We start from the raw sequence: 26696 nt of genomic DNA, 5'->3' as shown, positions 1-26696 counted from the left end.
GGCGGGCCTTTTCATTGGATACAATCAGGAACCAATATATTTCAAATTCACAATATTGGTTCTAGATACGAGCAATGACATCTTCTCCCTCAACAGCGGCCGCGCATCGAGCGCAGCCGGAAAGTGAGGAGAAAGCCATGATCACCGTTCGCAAAGGCAACGAGCGCGGCGCCAGCAACTTCGGCTGGCTCGACAGCAAGCACACGTTTTCCTTCGGCCATTACTACGACCCGCGGAACATGGGCTTCGGCAAGCTTCGCGTCATCAACGAGGACATCGTCGAGGGCGGCGCCGGCTTCGGCACGCACCCCCACGACAACATGGAGATCATCTCCTATGTGCTCGACGGCGCGCTCGCCCACAAGGACAGCCTCGGGACGGGCTCCGTCATCCGCCCCGGCGACGTGCAGCGCATGACCGCCGGCACCGGCATCACCCATAGCGAGTTCAACGCGTCGGGCGACGAGCACGTGCACTTCCTCCAGATCTGGGTGCTGCCTGAAGAGCGCGGGCTCAAGCCGAGCTACGAGCAAAAGTCCTTCCCCGTGGAAACGCGCAAGGGCCGCCTGCAGCTCGTCGGCGCTCGCGATGGACGCGAGGGCGCGCTGACGATCCACCAGGATCTCGACCTCTTCGTCGCCAATCTGGAGAAAGGCAACGAGGTGAGCCACACGCTGCGCCCCCGCCGCAAGGCATGGGTACAGGTGACGCGCGGCGCGGTGACGGTCAACGGCATTGCGGTTGCCCAGGGCGATGGTGCGGCGCTGACCGACGAGCACGACGTCCGTATCGCCGCCAACGACAACGCCGAGATCCTCCTGTTCGACCTCGGCGCCTAGACGTCGGCAGGACAGAGCGAGCAATCGCTCTGTCCTCAACGCTCCCCTCATCAGCAATCAAAAACCCGAAAGCGAACCTCCCATGACCAAAGTTCTCGTCCTCTATTATTCCAGCTACGGCCATATCGAGCGCATGGCCCACGCCGTCGCCGATGGCGTCCGCGAGGCCGGCGCCCATGCCGAGGTCAAGCGTGTGCCCGAGCTCGTGCCCGAGGAGGTTGCGCAGAAGAGCGGCTTCAAACTCAACCAGCCCGCGCCCGTCGCCACCGTCGACGAGCTGGCGAGCTACGATGCGATCGTCATCGGCACACCGACCCGCTTCGGCAATATGGCGGCTCAGATGAAGAACTTCCTCGACCAGACGGGCGGCCTCTGGTTCCAGGGCAAGCTGATCGGCAAGGTCGGCTCCGTATTCACCTCGACCGCCACACAACACGGCGGCCAGGAGAGCACCATTCTCTCGACGCACACGGTTCTCCTCCACCAGGGAATGGTCGTCGTCGGTCTCCCCTATTCCTTCCAGGGTCAGACGACGCTCGTGGAGATCAGCGGCGGCTCGCCCTACGGCGCCACCACCATCTCCGGCAGCGATGGCTCACGCCAGCCGAGCGAGAACGAGCTTGCAGGCGCGCGCTTCCAGGGCCGCCATGTGGCCCAGATCGCCGCCAAGCTCGCCCAGGCTTAGCCGCGCGCGAGGCGGACAAAAGCGTAGCCGCTGGCATTCCGATGCCGGCGGCCACTTGTTTTTCCGGCGGGAGACGTCCTCGCAATCGAGCGGCGATGGCGTGCTATAGAGACCGCCGGAGTCCGGAGACGCCCGTCATGCCCATCACCATCTATCACAACCCCGCCTGCGGAACCTCACGCAACACCCTCGCCATGATCCGCGCCAGCGGCGAGGTGCCCGAGGTCATCGAGTATCTGAAGACGCCACCGACGCGAGCCACCCTCGTCCGCCTGCTGCGCGACATGGGAATGAAGCCGCGCGACCTCCTGCGCCGCAAAGGCACGCCCTACGACGCACTCGGCCTCGACAAGCCCGAATGGACCGACGACGCGCTGATCGACGCCATGCTTGCCCATCCGGTCCTCATCAATCGCCCGATCGTCGTGTCTCCCCTCGGCACGCGCCTCTGCCGTCCGTCCGAGATCGTCCTCGACATCCTCCCCAACCCGGACATCGGCGCCTTCACCAAGGAAGACGGCGAGATCGTTGCGCCACGTGCGCGCTCGCGCGGATGAGCCGTCCGCGGTCCTGATGCCCGTAGGGATCCAGTCCAATCCGTTGCCGGACCCAGCACCGGCACAGCTTGCGCCGCAGGACCGGATCATGGGACAATTGCCGTGCTGATGAATGGCAGAGGGCCTCTCCAGTGAAACGAAAGATTGCCGTCATTCTTGCCGCCGACATCGCCGGCTATAGCCGGCTTATCGCGGAGGATGAGGAAGAAACGCTGCGGCGTTTCGAGGGCTATCAGGTCGTCTTCTCCGAGTTCGTCGCGCGCGGCGGCGGACGCATCTTCAACACCGCCGGCGATGCCATCCTGGCCGAGTTCCAGAGCGCCGTCGAAGCCGTTCGCTGCGCCGTCGATGTGCAGGAGAGCTTGCGCGCCCGCAATCTCGCCTATCCGACCAGCCGGCACATGAACTTCCGCATCGGCATCACCATCGGCGATGTGGTCGAGCGCGAGAACGGCGATCTCCTCGGCGACGGCGTCAACATCGCCTCGCGGCTCGAATCGGTGGCCCCGCCCGGCGGTATCTGCGTGTCGCGCTCGGTCCACGAGGCCGTCGCCAGCAAGATGGCGCTGCGATTTGCCGATGCCGGTCCCCAGGCGCTGAAGAATATCCCGGAGCGCATTCAGGCCTACACGCTGTCGCTCGAGGACAGCGTGCCCGAAACCGTGGTCGTCAAGAGCGAGGAGAAGGCATCGCCCCTGCCCAGCATTTCCATACCTAAGCTGATCCCGAACACGCTGCCGCGGCCCGACCTCAAGGCACACGGGCTGACGCTCGCACTCGGCGCACTCGCTCTCGTCGTCGCCGGTCTCTACGTGCGCGAGTACCTGCCCGGAGAAAGCCGAACGGCGACGGACGCGCCGGCACCGACCTCGTCGACGGTCTCGCCCGCGCCCGAGGCACCGCCTGCAATCGCCGGCGAATCGGAGAGCGAGCCTGCCACTTCTCCCGAGCCCGGAAAAAAAATCGAGACGGCAGAGAAATCCGCGGAACCCGATCCCGACATCGTGCGCAAGACGCCGAGCCCGCTCGCCTCGCGCTACGTTCTCACCCGTCAATGGAAAGACTGCGACGAGACGGCCAACGCTGACACCGCCGCGGTCGCCTGCAAGGGGCTGCTCGACACCGGCGGCCTGAGCAACGAGGACCAGGCAATCATCCGCTACAAGTATGCCCGCGCACTCCGCGACAAGGGCGACCCCGACACCGCCATCGACAACTACACGCGCGCCATCGAGCTCAATCCCACGGCCGACGCCTACAACCACCGCGGCGTCGCCTACTACGACAAGCGCGAGTATCAGAAAGCCATCGACGATTACACCGAAGCGCTCCGCATCAAGCCGTCCGACGCAGACGCCTTGAACAACCGCGCCTGGACCCGTTACACCGCCGGAGACATCGACAAGGCGCTCGACGACGCCAACCGCGCCGTCAGTCTTGACGGCACCAAGGCCTATATTTGGGACACGCGTGGCCACATCAACGAGAAGCGGGGCGCCCGCAGTGCCGCCATCAGCGACTACCGCAAGGCCCTCCAGCTCGACGGCTCGACCACGAGCAGCAGCGAAGGTCTCACGCGCCTCGGCGTCGCGAACTGAGCGCGACACCCGCTGCAACAAAAAAGGTGCGGATCACCGGGGACCCGCACCTTTGATTTCCATCACCGGATCTCGAACGCTCAGAGCCCGGCGCCCACCCCGACACCGATACCCGGGGGAGGCCCGCTGCGACGCGCCTGCCGCGGAGCACCAGAACCCTTGTTCTTGCGCGGCGCCTGCGCCGTCGACTTCGAGCGCCGCTCAGGCGGAGCACCGTCGCGATAGGTCGGCAGCAACGGCGCGGCCATGCCCGGCGCCGTCGGCGTGAAGTAGTACATGTCCGTGAGCGCGCTCTCCTCCCAAGGGACCTGACGTCCGTTGGTTTCCGTCTGCACGTCGAGGCGCACCTTGAGCATCATCTGATGCACATCGACGCCCTTCGTGCCGAGGTGCTTCAGGAGCGCCTTGGTGAACGGGCTGTTGCGCCCACCGCCGTCGTCGGACACGTTGTTGGGCTGCGTCGCGTAAGCACGAAAGATGCCGGAGGCACCGCTCGTCGACGCCACGTTGACCTTGGAGATGCCACGGCTGAACGATAGCGACCGCACCTTCCGCGCGTCGCCGTCCTGCGCCACGATCTGCAAGCCGAGCTCCTCGCGAGACGGCGTATTCCGGCACGCGTCGAGGAAGATCATGCCGAGCTTCGCCTTTTGCAGCGGCGTGATCACGTCCGCCATGTTGACCAGCGCGCTGTCGAGCGCCGCCTTGCTCTGCGCCTCGTCCTCGACCTTGATCTCCGCCGGCATATCGATCGGGATCAGGAAGTTCTCACCCGAGAGCGAGATGCCGTGCCCGGCATAGAAGAACAAACCCTCGTCGCCGGGCTTCAGCTCCTCAGCAAACTTCTCGAAGGCCTCGTGCATCTGCTCGCGCGTCAGATTGGTTCCCAGCATCACGTCGAAGGACAGGTTGCGCAGCTTCTCGGCAATGTCGCTCGCATCGTTCTGCGGGTTCGTGAGTTCGGCAACGTTCTGGTAGGTCGAGTTGCCGATAACGAGCGCAAGGCGCCGCGCCGACGCTTCGGTCGGCAAGGCCGCCGCCATCAGCGGCAGTAACGCCAGCGTAAGCAGCGAATGGCATACGGTCCTCGCGCGCATGGCTCTATCCTCTCTCTAGAAAGCTGCCCGCCTACTCATGGCCGGGATCGCTCAGCGGCTTGCTCGTCGACGCCGTCTTGTCCGTCAGGTTGACGATCTGAACACGGCGATTGACCCCTGCGTAGGGGGAATGCGCATCCTTGAGACGTTCGGCGCCGTAGCCGACCACCGTAAGGGTATCGGAGCCGACATCGAACTTGTCGCTGAGGTACTTGCGGACCGCATCCGCCCGGCGCTCCGAAAGCGTCTGGTTGAATTCCGAACGGCCCTTGGCGTCGGTATGTCCGGCAATCATGATCGACGCGCCCTTGAGGGAGTCGTCCTGCAACGCAGTGCCGAGCGCGTCGAGCGACGCCTTCGAGCGGTTCGAAATGTTGGCCGAGCCGAAATCGAAGTAGATGACGAAATCGAGTTGCGGCTTGTCGCTGACGGCGTCGGCAAGCTGCTGCCGCTCAGGGACCGAGAGCCCACGGCTTGCGGCTTTGGTCTTGAGATCCTCGATCGTCTTCGAGCGCTCGATCTCGGCCTGCGTCGGCTTCACCGACAGACCGCGCGTCTTCCTGGGCTTCAGCGCCTCGATGATATCCTGGACGGAGGGTGCGCCGGCCTGGTCCGCGTAAGCCGCGTCGAAACGACCGGACGAGCAGAACGCGAGCGACGCAATGGCCAGGATGCCGCCCGCAAGGGCTCGCGACTTGAAAGAAATGAACGCCATCGGAACCTCCAAATAGCGGTCTGCAGCATATCCTAACGGACGCATACTGACCAGCAATGACCACCATCAGACCGCAACAGCCCGCGTCGTGCGCGCTCAACACGGTCTCATGTTTAATCCATTGACACCACAGGGAGTTGACGGCGCTGTTCCGCGCGGGACACGCCACGCGCGTCGACGCCAAAAAAATAGGCGGGCATGCCGCGCATGCCCGCCTTTGGTTAACGGATCCTGTCCGCGACCTACTGCAGCTTGACCGAAACGCCCAGCCGCGCTCCGAAAGTGTTCTCGTCCGCCGAGAACTCGGTGTAGCCGGCGGCGCCGTAGGTCAGGATGCCCTGCACGTAGTCGAAGCCCAGCTCGACCTTGCCATAGTCGTTGGCCTGCTCGAACTCTGCCGTCACGTCGCCCTTGACCTTGATGTCTTCGTCAAAGACGTTTTTGTAGGAGGCGAGAACGTAGGGCCGCATGACACCCCCGCCGTCGACCTCCACGATGGTAAAGAGCGTGCCCGTGATCGAAGCGTTCCACGCCTCGGCGATACCCTTGATTGTGAGATCGGTAGCGGCGAACTTGAAGCGGTTGGTATCCACGTCGTAGTGGCCGAGCCCGCCGCGCAGATCGAATCTCCACCCGTTTCCAGGCCAATCGAAAGTGTAGCCGATGACGCTGTTCGTGAAGTAGCCGGACACGTCGTAGTTATAGTCGCCGCCACCGGCAGCGCCACCGAGTGTCGTCGCGTCGGCCTCGCCCGTAATGCCGATGATCAGAGACATGCTGTAGAACGAGCCCTGGCTCCACAGGTAGCTGCCGCCATAGACAAACGAGTCGATGTCGGTGGAGTTACCGGCAGTGTCGAGATCTTGCTCGAGCCGGGTGTAGCCTGCGAGGCCGCTGACGCGCACCTTGCCGCCGAAGTAGGTTCCCGGAAGATCGTAGCTCGCGTTGGCGAAGATCGAACCTTCGTCGACCTCGAACGCATCCGTGCGCGTTCCGGTGGACTTCTCGATCAGGCCGTCATGATCCGTATGGCGAAGGCGCCCCGTCGGCGTAGTGAAGCCGGCGATACCTGCCCCGATGTTGAGCTGTTGCTGGACGAATGACTCGCCGATGGCTGCGATGTTCGCGCCAACCGCCGACACGCCTGATGCTGATTCATGACACTCGCTATACGAGTTCGAAACCAGCTCCTGAAGGTAAGTCGGAGAGAACGGATCGGTGTCGATGTAAGTTAGATAGCAAGGATGCGGCTGGGCCTGAGCGGCTCCCGGAACGACAGCGATCGCAAGAATGGCGAATGCGAAAAAACCCGCCGTTGTCCTGAGGACATGCGCGTACCACATAATCTTATCCCTCAATAAAAGGTGATCGATCAGGTCGTACGCACACTTATCAATTTAGAAATCCGTAACGATGATTCTGCCGATTCGGAAGCGACCTTAGTGCGCCATTTGAGATTACCGCCCAGGTTTCCCAAGGGATGTGGCGCAACCGCAACCTTCACAGGACCCCGAGCGCTCCGCTAGTCCAGCTTGACGGAGGCGCCGATCTTGAGGCCGTACGTCTCCTCGTCCGCCGAGAACTCGCCGTACCCCGCCGCACCGTAGGTCATGGCGCCTTGCACATAGTCGAAGCCCGCCTCGGCGCGGCCGAAATCCCGAGCCTGCTCATAGGACCCCGCGAGCGCGCCGCTCGTCCGGATATCCTCATCGAAAACATGCTTGTAAGAGCCGAGCAGATACGGGCGCAGCACCCCGCCCTGCAGATTCATGATCGTGAAGAGCGTTCCGGTGAGCGACGCGTTCCACGCCTCGGCTCCGGCCTTGCTCGTCTCCGCCGCGCCCGGAATGAGAAACCGGTCGCTGGCGATGTCGTAATGACCGAGCTCGGCGCGCAAATCGAGCTTCCAGGAAGCCGGAGCATCGAACGTATTGCCGACCACGCTGTTCGTCACATAGCCGGCAACGTCGAACCCGTACTCCCCGTTGGCGTCGCGGGCATCGGCGTCCCCGTCGAGACCAATGATCTGGGACAACGTATAGAAAGAACCCGAGCTCCAGAGGACGCTCGCGCCGAAAATTCCAAGATCGGCCTCGGCGCTGAATCCACCCGGCAATACCGAATCCTGCTCGAGACGCCCGTAGCCCGCAAGTCCGCTGACCCGCACGCGACCGCCCCAATAGGTGCCCGGCAAATCCGCGCTGGCGCTGCCGAACACCGAGCCCTCATCGACCTCGAACGCGCTGCCCCGTGCTCCCGTGGCGGCATTGCGCAAGCCATCGTGGTCCGTATGGCGGAGCCTCCCGGTCGGCCCGACAAACGCTCCGAAACCCGCGCCGAAATTCAGCTGCTGGCCGATGAAGGTGTCACCGGCCGCGCTGCCGAGCTGCCCGACCGTCGAGACGCTGACGGCGGGTGTATAGGGATCCGCGAGCACGGTAGGGCCGACGGGAGTGACCGGCGGCGCGAATTGCGCTTGAGCGACATCGGAAAGCCCCGGCGCGGCCAGAGCAAACGCCAGCACACCCCAAGCCGTACTCGATTTGCAGTGACCGGGCCCCACGGCGGCAATCCCATCGCGAAAAATGGAATTCACACTGTAAAGCAATCACATGGTGATGGCTGTTGTGGAACGGCAACGGCGCTCGAAGGGAAACGCCAGGGGTCCTGCGGCCTTATTCAGCATATTGGGGCCGCCCCCCTCCGGACGAGTGGCGCCACGGAGGGCGGGGTGAAATGGGACCCCTGGCGCATGCCAGTTTACCCCTTTCCGCCGCCTCACGATATGGCCCCGCGAGGTCGAACGGCCGGGACGCCCGGACAAACTGCGGGATAGGCGCCCCTCACGCCGGCAGTGCCTGGACAGAATCGCGCTAGCTTCAGTCATCACCATCGAAGCCTGCCGTCCGGCCGAACGCCAGACGCGGCATAGGACGACGTCATGCCGCCGGCCGCCTTGCGGAAATCCGCGTCCCTTCTGCCCCTTGCTCCCGCGCCGAGCCTCGCTGAGGCCCAGCGCGTTCTCGAGGAGGTGTTCGGCTATGCGAGCTTCCGCCCCCATCAAGCCGACATCATCGACACTCTCATCCGGGATGGCGACGTACTGGCCCTGATGCCGACCGGCGGCGGCAAGTCTCTCTGCTATCAGATCCCGGCCCTGGTTCGCAGCGGGACCGGAATCGTCGTCTCGCCGTTGATCGCGCTGATGCAGGATCAGGTGGACGCGCTGAAGGAAGCGGGAGTCCGCGCCGCCTTCCTCAACTCCTCCCAGGATCGCAGCCAGCAGGACGCCATCGAGCGCCAGCTTGCGACCGGCGGCCTCGATCTCCTCTACGTCGCCCCCGAGCGCCTCGTGCAGGATCGCACGCTGCGCCTCCTCGACCGCACGGAGATCGCGCTCTTCGCCATCGACGAGGCGCACTGCGTCTCCCAATGGGGTCATGATTTCCGCCCCGAGTATCGCCAGCTCAAGGTCCTCGCCGAACGCTTTCCCAAGATCCCGCGCATCGCCCTCACCGCCACCGCCGACGACCGCACGCGCGAGGAGATCGCAACCGAGCTGTGCCTTGAGAAAGCACGCCGCTTCGTGGCCAGTTTCGACCGGCCGAACATCCGCTACACCATTGCCGAAATGGGCTCCATGAGCGCGCGCGAACGGCTCTGGAACTTCATCTCCAACGAGCACGCGAACGACGCCGGCATCGTCTACTGCCTGTCCCGCAAGTCGGTCGAGGAGACGGCCGAGTGGCTGGTCCGCAAGGGTCGCACGGCCCTGGCCTATCATGCCGGGCTCGATCCCGAGGTGCGTCGCGCCGCACAGGAGCGGTTCCTCAAGGACGACGCCGTCATCATGGTGGCCACCGTCGCCTTCGGCATGGGCATCGACAAGCCCGACGTCCGCTTCGTCGCCCACTTGAACCTGCCCCGCTCCATGGAGGCATACTACCAGGAGACCGGTCGCGCCGGCCGCGACGGCGAGCCGGCCAACGCTTGGCTTGCCTACGGCATGCAGGACATCGTGCAGCAGACGCAGTGGATCGCACAAAGCGAAGGCTCGGAGCTGTTCAAGCGCACGCAACGCCAGAAGCTCGACGCATTGGTCGGACTCTGCGAGGCCGTAAGTTGCCGCCGCCAGCTGCTGCTGGCCTACTTCGGAGAATCCCGCAGCGAGCCTTGCGGCAATTGCGATAACTGCCTGGAGCCGCCGAAGACGGTCGACGGCACGGTTCTCGCGCAGATGGCCCTTTCGACGGTCTACCGCACCGAGCAGCGCTTCGGCGTCGGCTACCTGATCGACGTGCTGCATGCCAAGGACAACGAGCGCGCCTGCCGCAACGGTCACGACCGCCTCTCGGTCTGGGGCATCGGCAAGGAGACGGAGACCACGATCTGGCGCAGCCTCTTCCGCCAGCTCACGGCGATGGGCTATCTCGCGTCCGACGAAGAAGGCCACGGCACCGTGCAGCTCACCGAGAAAGCACGCCCCCTCCTCCGGGGCGAAGAGCGTTTCATGCTGCGTCTCGCCCCGCCGCGCGAGAAGAAGACAAAATCGAAGGCCGCAGCCGCCGCAGCGAGCAAGGTCGTGGCACAGGACCGTCCGCTGTATGACGCGCTCCGTGCCCTGCGTCTCCGTCTTGCCACTGACGCCAAGCTTCCGCCCTATGTCATCTGCCACGACAAGACGCTCGTCGAGCTGGCGACGCTGCGCCCGGCCGACGACGACGGGCTCCACGGCATCACCGGCCTCGGCGCAAGCAAGATCAAGCGCTACGGCAAAGCCTTTCTCGAAACGATAGCGTTGTTTCGCCCCAACCAGGCGCTCGACAACAGGCTATCGCCCACCGTCAATCAGACACTGGCTTTGCACCTCGCAGGGCGCTCCGCCGAGGACATCGCAACCGAGCGCAACCTTGACGTCTCCACGATCTACACCCATTTCGCGGAGGCCATCGAAGCCGGTGTAGTCGCATCGGGCGACGTGCTCGATCTGGAGCCGTCCGACGTCGACGAGATCCTGGCCGCCTTCGAGCGCCTCGGCACCGTGGACAGCGGCAAGCTCGGGCCCGCCCACGCGGCCCTCGACGGCCGTTTCGACTACGGCATCCTGAAATGTCTCTTGGCCGAGCTGGCCTGACGCCATTTAAGGGACAAAGGGCACGTCGGCCCAACTGTCATCCTCGGGCTTCTCCCGAGGATCCATTTAACCACGGAGGGAACGCTGCTGCAGGAGGCTGCGCCGCATCTCAAATAATCGCGCTCTTGCAGCCCCCCGGATCCTCGGCACTAGGCCTAGGATGACACCTGCGGTGTAGCGGCCCCTGCACATCCCCGCAAACGATGCTATAGACCCCGGCAAATCGACTTTTCTGAGTAGGACTTGATGAGCGACGACAGTTTATCGGGAACGGTAGCCAGCCCGGACGAGGCGCCGGCGCCCCCCGCGAGAAAATCAGCGGCCGCAGACCAGAAGCTCGCCGACGAGATCGGCAGGCGGCGCACGTTTGCGATCATCTCGCACCCCGATGCCGGCAAGACGACACTGACCGAGAAGCTGCTCCTGTTCGGCGGCGCCATTCAGCTCGCCGGCCAGGTCAAGGCGAAGAAGGACGGGCGCGCCACGCGCTCCGACTGGATGGCCATCGAGAAGGCGCGCGGCATCTCCGTCGCCACGTCCGTCATGACCTTCGAGTACGGCGGCGCCGTCTTCAACCTGCTCGACACGCCGGGCCACGAGGACTTCTCGGACGACACCTATCGCACGCTGACCGCAGTCGACAGCGCCATCATGGTGATCGACGCCGCGCGCGGCATCGAGACACGAACGCGCAAGCTGTTCGAGATCTGCCGCATGCGCGACATCCCAATCGTGACCTTCATCAACAAGCTCGACCGCGAGGCCAAGGAGCCGCTCGACCTCCTGGACGAGATCGAGAAAACGCTGGCGCTCGACACGGCGCCGATGGTGTGGCCGATCGGTCAGGGCCGCGACTTCCGCGGTACCTACGATCTCTATCAGCCGCGCGTGCGCCGCCTCGACGAGAACTTCGACGGTATTCCGATCAGCGGCCCCGACGATCCGCTGTTCGGCCAGATCATGGAGCCCGATGCCTATCAGCGCTGGCGCGAGGAAATAGATCTCGTCGCCGAAGCCTGCGGCAAGTTCGATCTCGAATCCTTCCAGCACGGCGCGCTGACGCCCGTGTACTTCGGATCGGCCTTGAAGAATTTCGGCGTCCGCGACGTTCTCGACGCGCTCAAGACCTTCGCCCCACCTCCGCGCACGCAGCATGCCGCCAATCGCGAAATCGTGGCGACCGAACCCGCCATGACAGGAATCATTTTCAAGATCCAGGCCAACATGGATCCGAACCACCGCGATCGCATCGCCTTTATGCGTGTCTGCTCGGGCAAACTCTCGCGCGGCATGAAGGTGAAGCATGTGCGTTCCGGCAAGACCATGGCACTCACAGCGCCGCAATTCTTCTTTGCCCAGGACCGCTCGATTGCCGAGGAAGCCTTCGCAGGCGACGTGGTCGGCATTCCAAACCGCGGCACGCTCAGGATCGGCGACGCGCTGACCGAGGGCGAGGACGTGACCTTCCTCGGCATCCCGAGCTTCGCCCCCGAAATCCTGCGCCGCATCCGGCTTGAGGACGCCATCAAGGCCAAGAAGCTGAAGGACGCTATCCGCGAGATGGCCGAGGAGGGCGTCGTGCAGGTGTTCTCGCCCATCGACGGAACCCAGCCCGTGGTCGGAGTCATCGGCGCGTTGCAGCTCGATGTGCTCGCCGACAGGCTCGTGCACGAATACGGGCTGAAGACCGACTTCGACCCGGCCCCCTGCGACGCGGTGCGCTGGATCCGCGCCAAGGATCCTGTCGCGCTGAAGCGCTTCATCGAGGCTAACCGTTCGTCGGTCGCCACCGATCTCGACGGCGAGTACGTCTATTTGCCCGCCTCGGTCTTTACGCTCAACTACAACGCCAGCCGCAATCCCGAGATCGAGTTCCTCGAGATCAAGACCTAGACCACGCAAGACAGCACAAGCGCGTGCCGCGATCCCTCACACCGGGAACGGCACCGGTCGCTGAATCGGATTGTGCGTGACCACGACACCGGTTTCGGGATCCACATCGAGCTTGCGCCCGAGATCGGCCACCCACTGACCGGTGCGCTGGAAATCACCGTCGTGCAGGAGCGCTTGGGTCGGCATGAAGCCTTCCGCCTGGCTGATGGCCAGCGCCACGAGCTTTCGGAATGCCGCAACGTCGAAATAGCAGGTGTGCACCAGCTCCTTCCACGACAGGTAGTTGGTGATGACACCGCCCTTGTTGTCCTCGTCCGAGAACGCGAGCGTGCTGATCGCGTTGCGGAACTTGTAGAGCGATTGCGTGGCCATCGAATTGCTGCGATCCGTGATCTGGTCGCTGATCTCCGCAGGCAGCAGGCAGGTGACCGGCTCGAGCCAGGACGGACCATAGTCCGCGCCCAGCACGACCTCGCCTTCGGTGTCGTTGCCGAAGGTCGATCGCTTCACCTCCGATAGCGTCAACGCATTGAGCCCGCGACTGAGGAGCAAGCTGACGTACGTCGCGAGGTACTCGATCACGGCCAGAATACCGAGCGCAAACACGGCGAACACGAGCGGAACGAGGACGATCGGCACCAGCAGCTTGAGAATGTTGCCGAGCGCGCCCGCAAAAAGCCCGTCATCGACCACCGCGCTCGAAAGCTCATCCGTGACCACGTGGAAGAGAAGCTTGCTGTTGAGCGCATAATCGTGCCCGCCGCCGCATAGGCGACCGCCTTCGCACGGCTTGCCTTCACGTGTGAGAAAACGCCGCTTGAAGCGCTGCGCCCGCTCCACCTGAGCAAACTGCGGAAACGACTTCTCCAGGATGCTCCGCTTGGCGCGCATCTGCAGGCGAATGCCGCGCATGCGCTGACGCGCCTCTTCCGCAGCGGCCGGATCCAGCCCGCCTTTTTCCGCCTGCTCCCGTGCCGCTTGCATGCGGTCTTGCAGCGCCTTGAGCTCCTGGCGCGCTTGCGTTGCCGCCGCATCCTCGTCGGCAAATTCCTGCACGTCGTAAATCCGGCTCTGCAGAAAATCCGAGATGCCGAGCATGATCGTGGGCGACGTGACCACGAGCAGATAGACAATGGGCAGCGCTACGACCGAGCCCTTGGTGATCGTCGAGGTCGCGAAATCCTTGTCGAAGAAATGCAGCTTCACCTTGGGCAGGTAGCGCAGACCCTGAACCGCTTCGTCGTCCTTGTGACAGAGCGGCAGCCATTTGTCGGCGTAGTAGTCGCGCGCGCGCTGCACCGCCCCGCGGCTGTAGCCCATCAACTCGCGCCCATCGAGAACGCGGAACACGATGTAGAAGAACAGGATCGGCAACGTCATCATCACGCCGTTGAACAGCAGCGCCGTGTAGTAGCGCTCGCTGCGGAACCGGAACCCCTGTCCGAAAAGCTCGCCGGCGACGTAGAACATGAACATCATGAACAGCATCAGCGAGGCGACGAACATCACCTTGCGCGGCAGAGTCAGTCGCGTGAACAGAAAGCGCTCCTTGCGCATCCCGACGAAGGGCGTGCCGACCGTAATCCAGCGCTTGAGATGCGTGAGAGGGTTCCGTCTGGCAACGCTCTCGATCAGAGCCGAGGCGACCACCGACCCGCCGTGGCTATGGCCGATGACACAGTAGGGCTCGCCCCTGGCGTCGAGTCCCCTCAGGACTTTGAGCAGCTCGGAGCCTGCATGACGCCGGTCGATCTCGCTGTTGAGCGAGCTCCAGGTGAAAGGCACCACCTCCACCGGGCTGCCGTCTGCACCCGAGACGAAGGCTTGCAGATCGGCATCGAGCTCACTGCCCTGCTGCCACCACTGAGCCTCGCTTTGCGTTCCGACATTGAGCGCATCCGCCGTTCCTGCCGAATGCACGAACGTGCCGTGAACAGTGACGACGGTGGCCACGCAAACCTCCCCGAACCCTACGCCATTCGCTTCGGACCGGACGTACGCGACGTCAGGCTCCGGCTGCTTCGAACACCTGACCGGCTCCCCCGAAGCAATGTTCGGATAGGGTACAATGTAGTCTGAAGCTAGGCAAAGTGCCGCGAGAGCAGCAGCCAGGGCAATTGCGTCTTCCGCGGTGCGGAAAGATCACGAGCAGATCGCCCGTCAGGGCTTCGCATCTGCCCGGGCCCCGGCCTCCCTAACCGCAAGCAGCAGATTGGATTCGTTGGGCCGCCACCGGTACCCGATGCCGAAATCCAGGGGCTGCGCCGTCTTGGTAAAGAGCTCCCGCATCTTCGGCTGATAGGTGCTGCGCGAGAAAATCGAAATCGGGTTCAGGTAGCGCCCGAACGCCGAGATGCGCCAGCTTTTCTCCTCGAGAAAGCGCAGCGGCACGCCGGAGTCGTCCTGCACCAACGTCGCCGTGTTCTGGACGATGAAGTCGCGCACGGTCGCAAAATTGTCCGAGTGCATCAGGTACGACGCGCTCTTCACGAAACTGTCGCCTTGGCCGAGCCCCTTGCAGAACGCGAGGAAGCCGCTCGTCTTGAGCCCCGAGTCCGAAAGGTCGGTATTGAAATAGTAGAGCGTCTGATCCGCCCCGCTCCCGGACGAGAACGTGATCTTCGCCCCCGGGCTCGCCCCCTTCGGGATCTCACCCGTGGTCGGCGTCACGGTCCCATCCGTGTTCAGCGTCACCAGTTGAGCGTCCTTGATGGTTTTCCCGCTCCGCGCGAGGAACGTATAGAGGATCGGCAGCGTCCCCGTGAGCCGCCCATCGCGAAGCTCCGTCTTCATCTTCTTGGTAATGAAGAAGCTGAACGACAGAACGGAATTGAGCGACTGCTGGAGGCCCCTGAGCTCGCCGCCGAGCGACCGGGCGGGCAACGCCACGAGGTCCGGCACTTTGCCCACAGGCTCCAGCCCGGACAGCACATACGTGGACGCCCCTTGGAAAAAAGCATCCGCGTAGAGGAAGTCGGGACCGCTGAACATGTAGAAAAGCACCGGCTTGCGCGACGTGACGTTCTTAGCCGACCATGCCTTGATCTTGCTGAGCTGACGCTGCTCGAGCCCGGCCCATGCCTTGTCGAAATACTTCGCGTGGGCTTGCCAGGACGCATCCCGCGTCAACGGCTCGAGCGGCGATCCGGTCGAAGGTGTCATCCCGGCGATCACGCGCGCATTGTCATCGGCGGTTGCCACGTTCGTCGTTGCCTGCGCCCAGGCGCTCGCGGGCGCGAGCAGCAACACGGCGACGAGCGCTGCACTCAATCTCATGGCCTTGATCATCCCTTGACCGCCCTTTGAAGATCCTCGCCGCGAAGAGCATCGCGCCGCGACAAAAAGAAGAGCACGAGACCCGACGCCATCAGACCGAGGCTGGCGAGTGACTGCAGCGGCCTTTCCGAAACGAGGTAGTACATCATGAAGCCCGTGATCGCGAGAAACACCAGCGGCGTCAGCGGGTAGGCCCACACCTTGTAGGGACGTGGCAGATCCGGGCGCGTGACGCGCAACACGATCACGCCGAGCACGGCAAGAAACGAGCACAGCGTCAGGCTGAACTGGATGAAGTCGAGCACCGCCTCGAAACTCTGCGTCAGAAGCAGCACCGTCACGACCAGAATCTGCACCGTAAGCGCAGGCACCGGAACGCCGGTCGCCGAGCGCCGCGCCAACACCTCGAGCAGCGGAAAATCTTCGCCCATCGCCACCGTCACGCGCGGGCCGATCCACATCATGGCGCTGATCGCGGAGATGAGGCCGATGCAGATCAAGGCGGCGACCACGCGCCCTCCCGTCACGCCGAAAATGTGCTCGCCCGCGATCTGCGCCACGTTGAGCTGACCCGCCATGGCCGAGATCGGCGTCGTATAGAGAAACACGGCGTTGAGCGCCACATAGAGCACCATCACCACGAGCGTCGCCACGAGCATGGCCAGCGGCAGGCTCCGCGCCGGATCCCGCACATCGCCCGCGATATAGGTGGCCGCGTTCCAACCGGAATACGAGTACATGACGAACACGAGGCTCACGGCAAACGGCGCCGACAGGATGTGACCGAGATCGCCGGGTTGCGGCAGGAACGAGATCGGCTGCGGATCCGCCACGCTGAAACCTGCAATGATGAAAGCCGTGATCAGCGCCACCTTGATGGCCGTAGATATATTCTGGAACGCGGCCCCAGGCTTGGCCCCCGACAGATGAACGAGCGTCACGCCCCAGGCGACCGCGAGACCGAGCAGCAGAGGCGGCGAGCCCGGCACCACACCGGCGAAGTATTCACCGAACGCCATCGCTGCCAGCGCAACAGGCGCCGCAAAACCGACCGTCGCCGAAACCCATCCGGCCATGAAACCGACCGCCGGGTGATAGATGCGCGACAGGAAATTGTACTCCCCTCCCGAACGGGGAAACGCCACCGCGAGCTCCGCATAGGAGAGCGCGCCGCCCAGCGCAGCCAAGCCGCCAACGATCCAAAGCATGAGGATGGCGAACCCGGAGGGAATGGACGCGAGCTGGAATCCGAGGCTCGTGAACACGCCGATGCCGATCATATCCGCAACCGCGATCGCGGTTGCGGTCGTGGTCGAGACGGTCCGTGCAGCCGGTTCGCTAACCGGCGTGGAGGGAACAGCGGACAAGGGCATGGAAAACCGAATGACAATTGATGGGTTTACCCTAGGAGGGAGCGCCCCATTCAACAAGCCGAACCTCGAAATGACCCTTACCGAGTTGCAGAATTGCACCGCTTACGTGCAATCGGCCCACACCTGCCCGTCCAACATCTCGACACGATTGAGTTCTAAGCATCCGGAGGGATGGGACGTTCATAAAGCATCAGGAAACCATCTCGGGACTAGGGTGAGCGACGCCTCGCCAACGAGCCCGGGGCGCACAACGTGCATGGCCACCAGCAGCGAGCGGCAATGAAGGGCGCGTCCAGAACCGGCAGCACCGAAAAAGCCCTTGCGATCGCCGCAGGCTTGGCGGCGGCGCTTGCGTTCGCGACACCGTCCTGGAGCAAGACACCCCCCGCCCCGGAACGCGCCGCAGTTCCGAAACCTCAGCCGGTGCAGTCCCGCTCGGCCCCGTTGAAACAGGCGCGAACCGCGCTGGTGCCCTTCCAGACCGCGCCGTTTCCCTACCGCGGCGCCGTGCCGGGATCAGGACGGCCGTTCTTTGACGTTAGCGAGAACGGCCGCCGCGGCCACACCACACCCTACGGCCGACTCTATTGGGAAGACGAAACCTACAGCGATAACCGCGTGCTCCTACACATTCCGAAGGGCTTCGATGTTCGCCGCCCCTCGGTCATGATCGTCTTTTTCCACGGTCATGGCGCGACGCTCGAGCGCGACGTCCTGCGCCGCCAGCGCGTCGCCGACCAGATCTCGCGATCCGGCGCCAACGCCGTGCTGGTCGCCCCACAATTCGCCGTCGATGCAGCCGACTCGAGCGCCGGAAGATTCTGGGAACCCGGCGCCTTCGGTCGCTTCATGGGCGAAGCGGCCGCGGCACTCGCCGAGTTGCATGGCGGACCAAAAAGCGTGCGAACCTTCGCCTCTGCGCCGGTCATCTTCGTCGCCTATAGCGGCGGATACCTCGCGGCCGCATCGTGTGCGATCAACGGCGGCCTCAACAAACGCCTTCGCGGCGTTGTGCTGCTGGATGCGCTCTATGGCGAGCTCGGGAAATTCGCGTCCTGGATCGAGAATGACCGATCGGCCTTTTTCGTCAGCGCTTACCTCGGCTCGACCCGCGAAAAGAACTCCGAGCTGGCCGAGATCCTGACCGCCCGCGACATCGGCTATGCAACCGAGCTGGACCGCCCCCTGCATCAAGGCGACGTGGCGCTCCTCTCGGGCGGCGAAAACGTCACCCACCGCAGCTTCGTCACCGAGGCTTGGGTCGACAACCCCATCGAGGACCTGCTGCGGCGCCTCCCGGGCTACCGGCGCTAGCCTGCCCACCCCATCCTTCGATCCTCGCCCCGCAAACCGTCACAAGACGGACGAATAAAATTCAGCAGACCTATCTTCCGGTTAAGCGGCCATTAACGGCTGCCTTCTAATTCTAACTAACGACGTAAGTCGGGATCATCTGGCGGCACGCCTGAAGTCGCAGACGACGGCGTGAAGAGACCAGTGTGCCGCTTGCGCAGCGTCTTCTGACGACCAAGGAGAACTGAAGTGTTTGCCATGCGCCGCTCGAGCGTTTCCAACAACTCCGTCGCGACCCAAGCCACGATCCCGACCGGCAGCACCCCGCAGGAGCTCGTTGGGGCCATCGAAGAATTGATTCGCGCCAAGCTGCATATGAACGTCGCGATCGACGGCCCTATATCCGAAGCCCTTGCCCGGCTTGTCGCGATGGTCCAGGTGGCGAACACCAACCAGCTCATCCTCGCCAGCGATCTCGGCAAGGAAGCCTGCGAGGCGTCCGTGAACATCGGCTGGCTCTCGCACGATTTCAGCGAAGTGGCGCAGTCGACCGTTTCGATCTCCAGCGCCGTCGAGGAAATGGCAGCTTCCATTTCCGAGCTTTCGACGGTCTCCGCTCAGAGCGCGACCCAAACCGAGAACGCGCGCGACACGATGCGCAGCTGTATCAACGATAGCCGCGCCGCCGTCGAGGCCATGACGAGCATCCAGGGCCAGTCGAGCAAGATCGGCGAACAGGTCGCCGTTCTGCAATCGGCTGTCGACCAGATCGGCGAAATGGCGACCTCGATCGACTCCATCGCCCGCCAGACCAACCTCTTGGCCCTCAACGCCACCATCGAGGCCGCACGCGCCGGTGAAGCCGGCCGCGGCTTCGCCGTCGTCGCAGCCGAGGTGAAGACGCTTTCCGTTGAAACAGGCAAGGCGACGCAAGAGATCCGCTCACGCGTCGAAGCCCTGACGCGCGAGATGCGCGAGATCCGCGGCGCCGTGGCCGACAGCCTCAAATCCGTCGCGTCGGGTAGCTCGGTCGTAACTCAGGTCGGCACCATCATCGAGAGCATGGGCGACGAGGTTGCCGAGGTTGCAGAGCGCATCCGCAGCCTTTCGAACGTTCTCGAGCAGCAACGCGCCGCCACGACCGAGATCACACACAACGTCGTGCGCATTTCCGAGAAGGCCACCAAGAGCAAGGACGAGGTGCAGAAGATCGGCAAGCGTCTCGAGGACTGCGAGGGGATCCTCCGCAAGGCCTTCGACACCGCCGAGCTTCCCGTCCGTTGCTCGGCGCTCATCCGCGTCGGCACCGAGTTGCTGTCCTGGAAGCGTAAGCTCGCGCAAATCCTGCTCGGCGCCATCCCCGTCTCGGCCACCGCCCCCCAGCTTCCCCAGGCGGGCGTCATGACCGAGGCCGACGAAATCTGCAAAACGACCGGCAGCGGCTCCGCGCTGGCCGCAGACCTGTCGTCCGCCCTTGCCACAGCCCAGGCACAGGCTACCAAGATGGTCGACGAGGTCCGCAACCAGAATTGGGGAGCCGCAACGCCCGCCTACATCGCGTGCGACGAGGCAATCGCCAAAGCCCATCAAGCCATCGCCAAGCTCCTCGATAGAGCCGCCGCGGCCTGACACGGGCACCGATATCGACCAGGCGCGCTTCGTTCGCATACGAAGCGCGCCTTTTCATTTTCTGAGGCGTCTCGATAGCTCGCCGAGCGCTAAAGCAGATCGCGCAGACGATAATAGAGCATCCCCAGCGCCAGGAGCTGGTTGCCGAGAAACTGCCCGACCGGCAGGCGCACGTGCCGGATCTTCTCAAAGAGATCCAGCTTCTCCATCGTGCCCGCGATGGCATCCGCCACGATCTGGCCCGCGATATGCGTCGTGTTGACTCCGTGCCCGCAATAGCCCTGCATATAGTAGACGTTTGGCTCGCGACGGCCGATCGCCGGCACGCGCGTCAGCACGATGTCGATCCGGCCGCCCCACGCGTAATCGAGCTTCACGCCCTCGAGCTGCGGAAAGACTTCCGTGAGCCGCGGCCGCAGCGCCTCCCGCACATCCCGCGGATCGCGGTTCGAATAATTGCATCTCCCGCCGAACAAGAGCCGGCGATCGGCTGAGAGGCGGAAGTAGTCGAGCACCACGTTGCTGTCCGCAACGGCGAGATCCTGAGGACTGACCGCCTTCGCGAGGCGCTCCGGCAAAGGCTCCGTGGCAACGATGTAGCTCCCCGTCGGGAACAGAAGCCCGCCGAGCGGCCCTGTCTGGAACTTGGGATCCATGGTTCCGGCAAGCACGATAGAAGCCGCGTCGACACGCCCTTCCGCAGTGGCGGCGAACGGCTTCGCCCCGCCGGCAACCTCCATCACCGGAGACTCTTCGAAGATTTGAACGCCCGCCGTCACCGCCGCGCGGGCTTCGCCGAGACACAGGTTGAGCGGATGCAGATGGCCGCTTTTCCGGTCCACCATGGCCCCGTGGTAAAGGTCCGAACCGATCACGCGGCCCATATCGGCCGCTTCCACGAGTTCGAGGCCGTCGCCGTCACCGGCCGCAACGCGCTCTTCGACGTAAGAGCGCAACCCCTCCATGTGCCGCGGTCGCGCAGCCACCTCCATCCATCCGTGCTTCAGGTCGCACCGGATCTGATGCCGTGCGACCCGCCCTTCGATGATGTCGTGGCCGAGATAGCGGATCTCAGTCAGCAGCTTGCGACCGGCGTCACCAAGCTGACTCTCGATGCGATGCTCGCCGCTGATACCGGCGATCATCTGCCCGCCGTTGCGGCCCGAGGCGCCCCAGCCGATCCGCTCCGCTTCGATCACGACCACCTTGTAGCCGCGTTCCGCCAGCGAAAGCGCGGTCGCAATCCCGGAGAACCCGCCGCCGACCACGCACACATCCGCCGTGACCGTGCCGCGGAGGCGCGGATAGCGCGTGTCGTCGTTGGCCGTAGCGGCGTAGTAGGAGTTGATGTGTGTAGCGGACATGACGGATTATTTAGTGGCGGATCGCCCGAGTTACGAGATGCGATTGAACTCTCTGCGATCCGCCTTCTGTTGCTTACTTTGCGCCGGCATCGACGGCTTTCATCTCGCGCTCCTGCCGCTCGCTCGCGCGTTTCGTCGAGTACGAGGCCACTAGCACGCCGATGGTCACCAACCCGATCATGATCGTCGAGACGGCGTTGATCTCGGGCGTCACGCCGAGACGCACCTGACTGTAGATCTTCATCGGCAGTGTCGTGGCGCCGGGGCCGGTCGCGAAGCTCGCGATCACGAGATCGTCGAGCGACAGCGTGAACGACAACAGCCAGGCGGATATGACCGAGGGCGCGATGATCGGCAGCGTTACCTGCCGGAACGTATCGAGCGGCGTCGCACCGAGGTCCATCGCCGCTTCCTCGACCGATTTATCGAAGTCGTAGAGCCGCGCCTGAACGACGACGGCCGCAAAGCACATCGAGAACGTGGCGTGCGCGATGACCACGGTCCAGAACCCGCGATCGAGATTCATGGCCACGAACAGCAGCAGCATCGACAGGCCGGTGATGACCTCGGGCATGACGAGCGGGGCGAAAATCAGCCCCGAGAAGAGAGTACGCCCCGGAAAGCGCCCCATGCGAACGAGCACGATGGCAGCCATGGTGCCGAGAATGGTCGCCAGCGTCGACGAGACAATGGCGACCCGCAGCGTCACCCAAGCCGCGTTCAGAATACCCTCGTTCTGCAGCAGTTCCCCATACCATCGGGTTGACCAGCCGCCCCACACCGTCACCAGCTTCGAGTCGTTGAAGCTGTAGATCACGAGCAGCAGGATCGGGATGTAGAGAAATGCGAACCCGAGCGCGATAGACGTGGCGTTGAACCAGCTGAAGCGTCTCATCGCCCTGCCTCCCGCTGCTTTTCTTGGTTGCGCTGGAACAAGACGATTGGCACCACGAGCACGAGCAGCAGCACCACCGCCACCGCCGACGACACCGGCCAGTCACGATTGTTGAAGAACTCGTTCCAGAGCGTCTTGCCGATCATCAAAGTCTCGGAGCCGCCGAGCAGATCCGGAATGACGAACTCGCCTGTCGCCGGGATGAAGACCAGGAAGCAACCCGCGAGCACGCCCGGAATCGAAAGCGGGAAGGTCACTTGCCAGAATGATTTCCACGGTGGAGAGCCGAGATCGGCGGCGGCTTCGAGCAACGCCGGGTTGATCTTTTCTAGGCTAGCGTAGAGCGGCAGGATCATGAACGGCAAATACGAATAGACGATGCCGATATAGACCGCCGTGTTCGTGTTCATGATGGTGAGCGGCTCGCTGATGAGCCCGAGGTTCATCAGGAACAAGTTGAGAAGACCTTCCTTCTTCAGAATGCCGATCCACGCGTAGACGCGGATCAGGAACGAGGTCCAGAACGGAAGAATGACCAGCATGACGAGCGTGGGCTGCCACTCCCTGGGCGCCCGCGCCATGCCGTACGCGATCGGATAGGCGATGAGCAGGGTCAGGATGGTCGAGAAAAACGCGATCTTGAGCGCGGAGAAATAGGCGCCGATATAGAGCGAATCCTGAAAAATGAACGTGTAGTTCTCGAAGTCGAGCTGCGAGAAGAACCCCCCGATATCGGTGATGCTGAATGTCGGCGTGTACGGCGGGATCGCCGTCGCGATATCCGACAGCGAGATTTTGAACACGATGAAGAACGGGATCAAAAAGAAGACCAGGAGCCAAAGGTAAGGCACCAGGATCACAAACCAGCGGCGCATGGGATTCCTCCGGATGTGAGGGTCTAGCGGGTGAGCACGATGCCGGTTTCCGCCGGCCACTGCAGCCAGACCTTGTCTTCCCAGCTGATGGGCCTGTCGACTGTGCGCGACGAGTTCGTCCGCAACGCCTTCACCCGCTGCCCGTTCGCGAGCTCCACGTGATAGTGAGAGATCGAGCCGAGATATCCGACGTCGACGACCTTGCCCGGAATCGTGTTGCTGGTATCGGTCGGCTTATCGAGATCGATGTGGATCTTCTCCGGTCTGAGCGCGAGCCAGACCTGCTGATCGCCCGTGCATCCCTCCGGCGCCACCGATTTGAAGCGTGCGAGCCCGGGACCCCAATCGATCTCCGCAAACCCGCCGGAAATACTGACGACCTTGCCTTCGAAAAGATTCACGTCGCCGATGAAGTTTGCGACGTAACGCGAATTCGGCGCCTCGTAGATATCGCCCGGCGTCGCGATCTGCACGAACTCGCCGTGATCCATGACTGCGATGCGCGACGACACCGTCATCGCTTCTTCCTGATCGTGCGTGACGATGATGAAGGTCGTGCCGGTGCGCTCCTGAATGCCCATCAGCTCGAACTGAGCCGTTTGCCTGAGCCGTTTGTCGAGCGCGCCGAGCGGCTCATCGAGCAGCACGATACGCGGCTTTTTTGCGATTGCGCGCGCAAGTGCGACGCGCTGCTGCTGGCCGCCCGAAAGCTGATGTGGCTTGCGCTTGCCGAACCTGCCGAGTTCGAGCAACGCCATGACCTCGTCCACGCGCGTGGCGATCTGGTCCTTCGGCATGCCGTCCTGCCGGAGGCCGAAGCCGATGTTCTGCTCGACGGTCATGTGCGGAAACAGCGCGTACGACTGGAACATCATGTTCACCGGACGCTCGTAGGGCGCCAGCTCCGTGATGTCCTGACCCGCGACGAGTATGCGCCCGCTGGTCGGCTTCTCGAACCCCGCGAGCATGCGTAGAAGCGTCGTTTTTCCGCATCCCGACGGACCCAGGAGAGCGAAGAACTCTCGTTCGTAGATGTCGAGCGTACAGTCCTTGACCGCGACGAAGTCGCCGAAGCGCTTCACCACGTTCTCGAAGCGCACGATGGGCGCCTTCGAAGGATCCTTCCACGGCGCAAAGCCCGACTGGGGAGCGGCCGTCCGAAGCGGACTCTTCGGCTGCGCCGGCGTTGCGCTTTGCACTGTGGCTCCACTCATGATGTCGATCCTTCGTTTGCCTTGCCTCGCGCGCGCCGCGAGTCCGCTGTTGAAAGAAGAACCGCGCCCGAGGAGCCTCGGGCGCGGCTGACTTTTTCTACTGGCCTGTGACGATCTTCGTCCACAAGCGCGTCACTGAGCGTTGTGTCTTGGCGTCGTAGGGCAGCAGCACGAAGAGCTTCTTGAGTGTTGCCTCATCCGGATAGATCGCCCCGTCCTTCAAGATCGACTCGTCGATGAATTTTTGCGAGGCGAGATTTCCGTTCGCGTAGCTGATGTAGTTGGAGGCCTTCGCGATCACCTCTGGCTTCATCAGGAAGTTGATGAATGCGTGAGCTTCCTCGACGTGCGGCGCGTCCTTCGGAACAGCCAGCATGTCGAACCACATCTGCGTGCCCTCTTTCGGCAGCGAGTAGTGGATCGTATGGCCGTTCTTCGCCTCTTCCGCGCGGCTTGCAGCCTGCAGGATGTCACCCGACCAGCCGAAAGCGATGCAGATATCGCCGTTCGCAAGCGCGTTGATGTACTCCGACGAATGGAACTTCTGGATGTTCGGGCGGATCGCCTCGAGCACGGCCGCCGCCTTCTCGAGATCGGCCTGTGCCTTGCTGTTGGGATCGAGCCCGAGATACTGCAGGATGACGGGCAGCACGTCGGTCGCGGAATCGAGAACCATGATGCCGCAATCTTTCAGCTTCGCGGCGTTCTCGGGCTTGAAGAGCAGATCGAACGAGTCGGTCGGAACGTCCGGCAGCCGCTCCTTGATCTTCGCCTCGTTGTAACCGAGGCCCGTCGTGCCCCACATGTAGTCGACGGCATACTCGTTGCCGGGATCATACACGGCGACACGGTTGGAAACTTCCGGCCACATGTTCGAAATGTTCGGCAGCTTGGACTTGTCGAGCTTCTGGAAAACGCCGGCCTGGATCTGGCGGGCGAGGAACTGTCCCGTCGGCACCACGACGTCGTAGCCGCTGCCGCCGGCGAGCAACTTCGTCTCGAGGATTTCGTTGCTGTCGAACACGTCGTAGACCACTTTGATGCCGGTCTCTTTCGTGAACTCGGTGAGGATTTCCTCGTCGATGTAGTCGGACCAGTTATAGACCCGGACCTCCTTTTGATCGGCCATGGCCACGCCACAGGCGAGCATGGTTGCCAGCGTCAAGGAGCCCGCGAGGGTCCCACGCTTATTTCCGGAATAAGTCATTCGGCTACCTCCCAAGGGAGCGATAAACGGAACAAGGCCGAGCACCCCTTTGCGCCGGGCCCAACACTCCCCATTGTGATCACATTATTCGCGCGCTACAAGTCTTTCGTTGAGGCACGTCCGCGAAACCCGCCACCAACGGCGGCGATCCCCGGCGGAAAACGACGGATAGGACGCGATTTTCGAATGCGCAACCGAAGGCGCCTGAGCGTGAGGACGTAGCAAAATCAATGCGCGAACGTCATAGGGCGGACAGCGTGAAAACCCCGCCGTCACGGCCGAAAGCGATCATCCGCAAGCCGCTTCCCGTGAAGAGCGACATCGCGGTAACCACGCACGAGAGCGTGTATCGTGGATTGCGCAATCGCATTCTGTTCGGCGGCTTCCTGCCCGGCAGCGCCGTCACGTTGCGCGGGCTCGCCGAGGACATGGGCGTGAGCCCGATGCCCATTCGCGAGGCAGTTCGCCGCCTCATTGCCGAGCGAGCGCTCAAGATGCAGGACAATCGTCGCGTTCTCGTCCCCCTGATGACGCAAGCGACCTTCGAACAGATTGTTTTTGCGCGAAAAACACTCGAACCCGAGCTGGCCGCACGCGCCATGGATCACATCGGGCCGGCAGAGCTCCGCCAGATTGCTGCACATGACAGATCCGTCGATCGCGCTATGGCCACGAGCGATATTCACGGCTACATGGAGAGCAACTACCGCTTTCATTTCGCCATCTACGAACGCGCGGGCGCCGAGACGTTGATGGCACTCGTCGAGAGCATTTGGCTCCAGTTTGGACCGTTCATGCGCATGGCGTACAACCGCTGGGGCACATCCGATCTCGAGGATCAGCATCAGGCCGCCATCGCCGCGCTGCAGCGCAACGATCGCAAGGCGCTCCGCGCCGCCATCGCCGCCGACGTTAGTCAAGGAATGAGCTTTATCGGTGAATCCGTACTGAGGCGCGCCTACTAAGGATTTGAACCTCAAGCCCCCTCAAGGGTTAAGATCCGGCGCTTGAGTTTCCGCCCATTTTGTGATCACAATATTGGCGAACAATGC

Annotated in this window: 21 protein-coding genes; 9 read left to right on the top strand and 12 right to left on the bottom strand. The window is 63.2% G+C overall.

Features of this window, described 5'->3' with window-relative positions; genetic code table 11:
- The first annotated feature begins 137 nt into the window (after positions 1-137).
- The 4 genes from QZV93_RS01145 (at position 138) to QZV93_RS01130 (ending at position 3679) form a co-directional block, all read left to right on the top strand.
- On the top strand, positions 138-839 hold the full coding sequence (locus QZV93_RS01145; protein WP_295555254.1) for a pirin family protein: 702 nt from the start codon (positions 138-140) through the stop codon (positions 837-839).
- Between the two features lie 82 nt (positions 840-921).
- Entirely contained in the window at positions 922-1524 is a 603-nt protein-coding gene (gene wrbA / locus QZV93_RS01140; RefSeq protein ID WP_295555253.1) for an NAD(P)H:quinone oxidoreductase, read from the top strand.
- A gap of 137 nt (positions 1525-1661) precedes the next feature.
- The gene (gene arsC, locus QZV93_RS01135; RefSeq protein ID WP_295555251.1) at positions 1662-2081 is read left to right on the top strand and encodes an arsenate reductase (glutaredoxin); all 420 of its coding nucleotides are present in this window, start codon (positions 1662-1664) and stop codon (positions 2079-2081) included.
- Between the two features lie 131 nt (positions 2082-2212).
- Positions 2213-3679: a tetratricopeptide repeat protein gene (locus QZV93_RS01130; RefSeq protein WP_295555249.1), complete on the top strand. Its 1467-nt coding sequence runs from the start codon at positions 2213-2215 to the stop codon at positions 3677-3679.
- A gap of 80 nt (positions 3680-3759) precedes the next feature.
- On the opposite strand, the gene QZV93_RS01125 is transcribed toward QZV93_RS01130, so the two are convergent.
- From QZV93_RS01125 to QZV93_RS01110, 4 genes are all read right to left on the bottom strand, one after another.
- Entirely contained in the window at positions 3760-4776 is a 1017-nt protein-coding gene (locus QZV93_RS01125; RefSeq protein ID WP_295555247.1) for a caspase family protein, read from the bottom strand.
- 31 nt (positions 4777-4807) lie between these two features.
- A complete protein-coding gene (locus tag QZV93_RS01120) occupies positions 4808-5491 on the bottom strand; it encodes an OmpA family protein (protein WP_295555246.1) in 684 nt (227 codons plus the stop codon).
- A 242-nt stretch (positions 5492-5733) separates the two neighbouring features.
- Positions 5734-6834, bottom strand: coding sequence for an autotransporter domain-containing protein (locus QZV93_RS01115; RefSeq protein ID WP_295555244.1), 1101 nt, complete (start codon positions 6832-6834; stop codon positions 5734-5736).
- 179 nt (positions 6835-7013) lie between these two features.
- Complete coding sequence (locus tag QZV93_RS01110; RefSeq protein ID WP_295555242.1) at positions 7014-8015, bottom strand: hypothetical protein; 1002 nt, start codon at positions 8013-8015, stop codon at positions 7014-7016.
- 417 nt (positions 8016-8432) lie between these two features.
- Here QZV93_RS01110 and recQ point away from each other — a divergent pair, with 417 nt between their 5' ends.
- Positions 8433-10625 (top strand): DNA helicase RecQ, encoded by a 2193-nt coding sequence (gene recQ / locus QZV93_RS01105; protein WP_295555240.1) that lies wholly within the window; start codon positions 8433-8435, stop codon positions 10623-10625.
- 246 nt (positions 10626-10871) lie between these two features.
- Positions 10872-12518, top strand: coding sequence for a peptide chain release factor 3 (locus tag QZV93_RS01100; RefSeq protein WP_295555238.1), 1647 nt, complete (start codon positions 10872-10874; stop codon positions 12516-12518).
- A 36-nt stretch (positions 12519-12554) separates the two neighbouring features.
- Here the strand turns inward: QZV93_RS01100 and QZV93_RS01095 are convergent, their stop codons facing one another.
- The 3 genes from QZV93_RS01095 to QZV93_RS01085 all read right to left on the bottom strand — a co-directional run bounded on the left by QZV93_RS01095 (position 12555) and on the right by QZV93_RS01085 (position 17167).
- A complete protein-coding gene (locus tag QZV93_RS01095; protein ID WP_295555237.1) occupies positions 12555-14471 on the bottom strand; it encodes a hypothetical protein in 1917 nt (638 codons plus the stop codon).
- 207 nt (positions 14472-14678) lie between these two features.
- Entirely contained in the window at positions 14679-15794 is a 1116-nt protein-coding gene (locus tag QZV93_RS01090) for a hypothetical protein (RefSeq protein WP_295555235.1), read from the bottom strand.
- An 8-nt stretch (positions 15795-15802) separates the two neighbouring features.
- Positions 15803-17167 carry an amino acid permease gene (locus QZV93_RS01085; RefSeq protein ID WP_295555234.1) on the bottom strand — a complete coding sequence of 455 codons (1365 nt, stop codon included), beginning with the start codon at positions 17165-17167 and terminating at the stop codon, positions 15803-15805.
- A 279-nt stretch (positions 17168-17446) separates the two neighbouring features.
- Here QZV93_RS01085 and QZV93_RS01080 point away from each other — a divergent pair, with 279 nt between their 5' ends.
- Positions 17447-18481 carry an alpha/beta hydrolase gene (locus QZV93_RS01080; RefSeq protein ID WP_295555232.1) on the top strand — a complete coding sequence of 345 codons (1035 nt, stop codon included), beginning with the start codon at positions 17447-17449 and terminating at the stop codon, positions 18479-18481.
- 237 nt (positions 18482-18718) lie between these two features.
- Entirely contained in the window at positions 18719-20089 is a 1371-nt protein-coding gene (locus tag QZV93_RS01075; protein WP_295555352.1) for a methyl-accepting chemotaxis protein, read from the top strand.
- Between the two features lie 89 nt (positions 20090-20178).
- Here QZV93_RS01075 and QZV93_RS01070 read toward each other — a convergent pair whose 3' ends face one another.
- From QZV93_RS01070 to QZV93_RS01050, 5 genes are all read right to left on the bottom strand, one after another.
- On the bottom strand, positions 20179-21453 hold the full coding sequence (locus tag QZV93_RS01070; RefSeq protein ID WP_295555230.1) for an FAD-binding oxidoreductase: 1275 nt from the start codon (positions 21451-21453) through the stop codon (positions 20179-20181).
- A 73-nt stretch (positions 21454-21526) separates the two neighbouring features.
- On the bottom strand, positions 21527-22348 hold the full coding sequence (locus QZV93_RS01065) for an ABC transporter permease (RefSeq protein ID WP_295555228.1): 822 nt from the start codon (positions 22346-22348) through the stop codon (positions 21527-21529).
- The gene (locus QZV93_RS01060) at positions 22345-23223 is read right to left on the bottom strand and encodes an ABC transporter permease subunit (protein ID WP_295555226.1); all 879 of its coding nucleotides are present in this window, start codon (positions 23221-23223) and stop codon (positions 22345-22347) included. The genes QZV93_RS01065 and QZV93_RS01060 overlap by 4 nt, the downstream gene beginning before the upstream one ends.
- Positions 23224-23246: 23 nt before the next feature.
- Complete coding sequence (locus QZV93_RS01055; protein WP_295555224.1) at positions 23247-24437, bottom strand: ABC transporter ATP-binding protein; 1191 nt, start codon at positions 24435-24437, stop codon at positions 23247-23249.
- Positions 24438-24534: 97 nt separating this feature from the next.
- Complete coding sequence (locus tag QZV93_RS01050; RefSeq protein ID WP_295555350.1) at positions 24535-25587, bottom strand: polyamine ABC transporter substrate-binding protein; 1053 nt, start codon at positions 25585-25587, stop codon at positions 24535-24537.
- Positions 25588-25874: 287 nt separating this feature from the next.
- On the opposite strand from QZV93_RS01050, the gene QZV93_RS01045 reads away from it, so the two are divergent.
- Positions 25875-26609 carry a GntR family transcriptional regulator gene (locus QZV93_RS01045; protein ID WP_295555222.1) on the top strand — a complete coding sequence of 245 codons (735 nt, stop codon included), beginning with the start codon at positions 25875-25877 and terminating at the stop codon, positions 26607-26609.
- The last annotated feature ends 87 nt before the right edge of the window (positions 26610-26696 follow it).

Source organism: uncultured Hyphomicrobium sp. (assembly GCF_902826555.1).
In the GTDB taxonomy this organism is placed as follows: Bacteria; Pseudomonadota; Alphaproteobacteria; order Rhizobiales; family Hyphomicrobiaceae; genus Hyphomicrobium_C.
Note: the sequence above shows the minus strand (reverse complement) of the source record. Positions and strands in the feature narration are given on the sequence as shown.

What these genes read in the sequence shown, in the direction of transcription:
- QZV93_RS01060 (WP_295555226.1), bottom strand. Translation starts at nt 23,223, where the DNA reads ATGCGCCGCTGGTTTGTGATCCTGGTGCCTTACCTTTGGCTCCTGGTC.
- QZV93_RS01070 (WP_295555230.1), bottom strand. Translation starts at nt 21,453, where the DNA reads ATGTCCGCTACACACATCAACTCCTACTACGCCGCTACGGCCAACGAC.
- QZV93_RS01085 (WP_295555234.1), bottom strand. Translation starts at nt 17,167, where the DNA reads ATGCCCTTGTCCGCTGTTCCCTCCACGCCGGTTAGCGAACCGGCTGCA.
- QZV93_RS01055 (WP_295555224.1), bottom strand. Translation starts at nt 24,437, where the DNA reads ATGAGTGGAGCCACAGTGCAAAGCGCAACGCCGGCGCAGCCGAAGAGT.
- recQ (WP_295555240.1), top strand. Translation starts at nt 8,433, where the DNA reads ATGCCGCCGGCCGCCTTGCGGAAATCCGCGTCCCTTCTGCCCCTTGCT.
- QZV93_RS01080 (WP_295555232.1), top strand. Translation starts at nt 17,447, where the DNA reads ATGAAGGGCGCGTCCAGAACCGGCAGCACCGAAAAAGCCCTTGCGATC.
- QZV93_RS01120 (WP_295555246.1), bottom strand. Translation starts at nt 5,491, where the DNA reads ATGGCGTTCATTTCTTTCAAGTCGCGAGCCCTTGCGGGCGGCATCCTG.
- QZV93_RS01045 (WP_295555222.1), top strand. Translation starts at nt 25,875, where the DNA reads ATGCGCGAACGTCATAGGGCGGACAGCGTGAAAACCCCGCCGTCACGG.
- arsC (WP_295555251.1), top strand. Translation starts at nt 1,662, where the DNA reads ATGCCCATCACCATCTATCACAACCCCGCCTGCGGAACCTCACGCAAC.
- QZV93_RS01090 (WP_295555235.1), bottom strand. Translation starts at nt 15,794, where the DNA reads ATGAGATTGAGTGCAGCGCTCGTCGCCGTGTTGCTGCTCGCGCCCGCG.
- QZV93_RS01100 (WP_295555238.1), top strand. Translation starts at nt 10,872, where the DNA reads ATGAGCGACGACAGTTTATCGGGAACGGTAGCCAGCCCGGACGAGGCG.
- QZV93_RS01065 (WP_295555228.1), bottom strand. Translation starts at nt 22,348, where the DNA reads ATGAGACGCTTCAGCTGGTTCAACGCCACGTCTATCGCGCTCGGGTTC.
- wrbA (WP_295555253.1), top strand. Translation starts at nt 922, where the DNA reads ATGACCAAAGTTCTCGTCCTCTATTATTCCAGCTACGGCCATATCGAG.
- QZV93_RS01125 (WP_295555247.1), bottom strand. Translation starts at nt 4,776, where the DNA reads ATGCGCGCGAGGACCGTATGCCATTCGCTGCTTACGCTGGCGTTACTG.
- QZV93_RS01075 (WP_295555352.1), top strand. Translation starts at nt 18,719, where the DNA reads ATGCGCCGCTCGAGCGTTTCCAACAACTCCGTCGCGACCCAAGCCACG.
- QZV93_RS01145 (WP_295555254.1), top strand. Translation starts at nt 138, where the DNA reads ATGATCACCGTTCGCAAAGGCAACGAGCGCGGCGCCAGCAACTTCGGC.
- QZV93_RS01050 (WP_295555350.1), bottom strand. Translation starts at nt 25,587, where the DNA reads ATGCTCGCCTGTGGCGTGGCCATGGCCGATCAAAAGGAGGTCCGGGTC.
- QZV93_RS01115 (WP_295555244.1), bottom strand. Translation starts at nt 6,834, where the DNA reads ATGTGGTACGCGCATGTCCTCAGGACAACGGCGGGTTTTTTCGCATTC.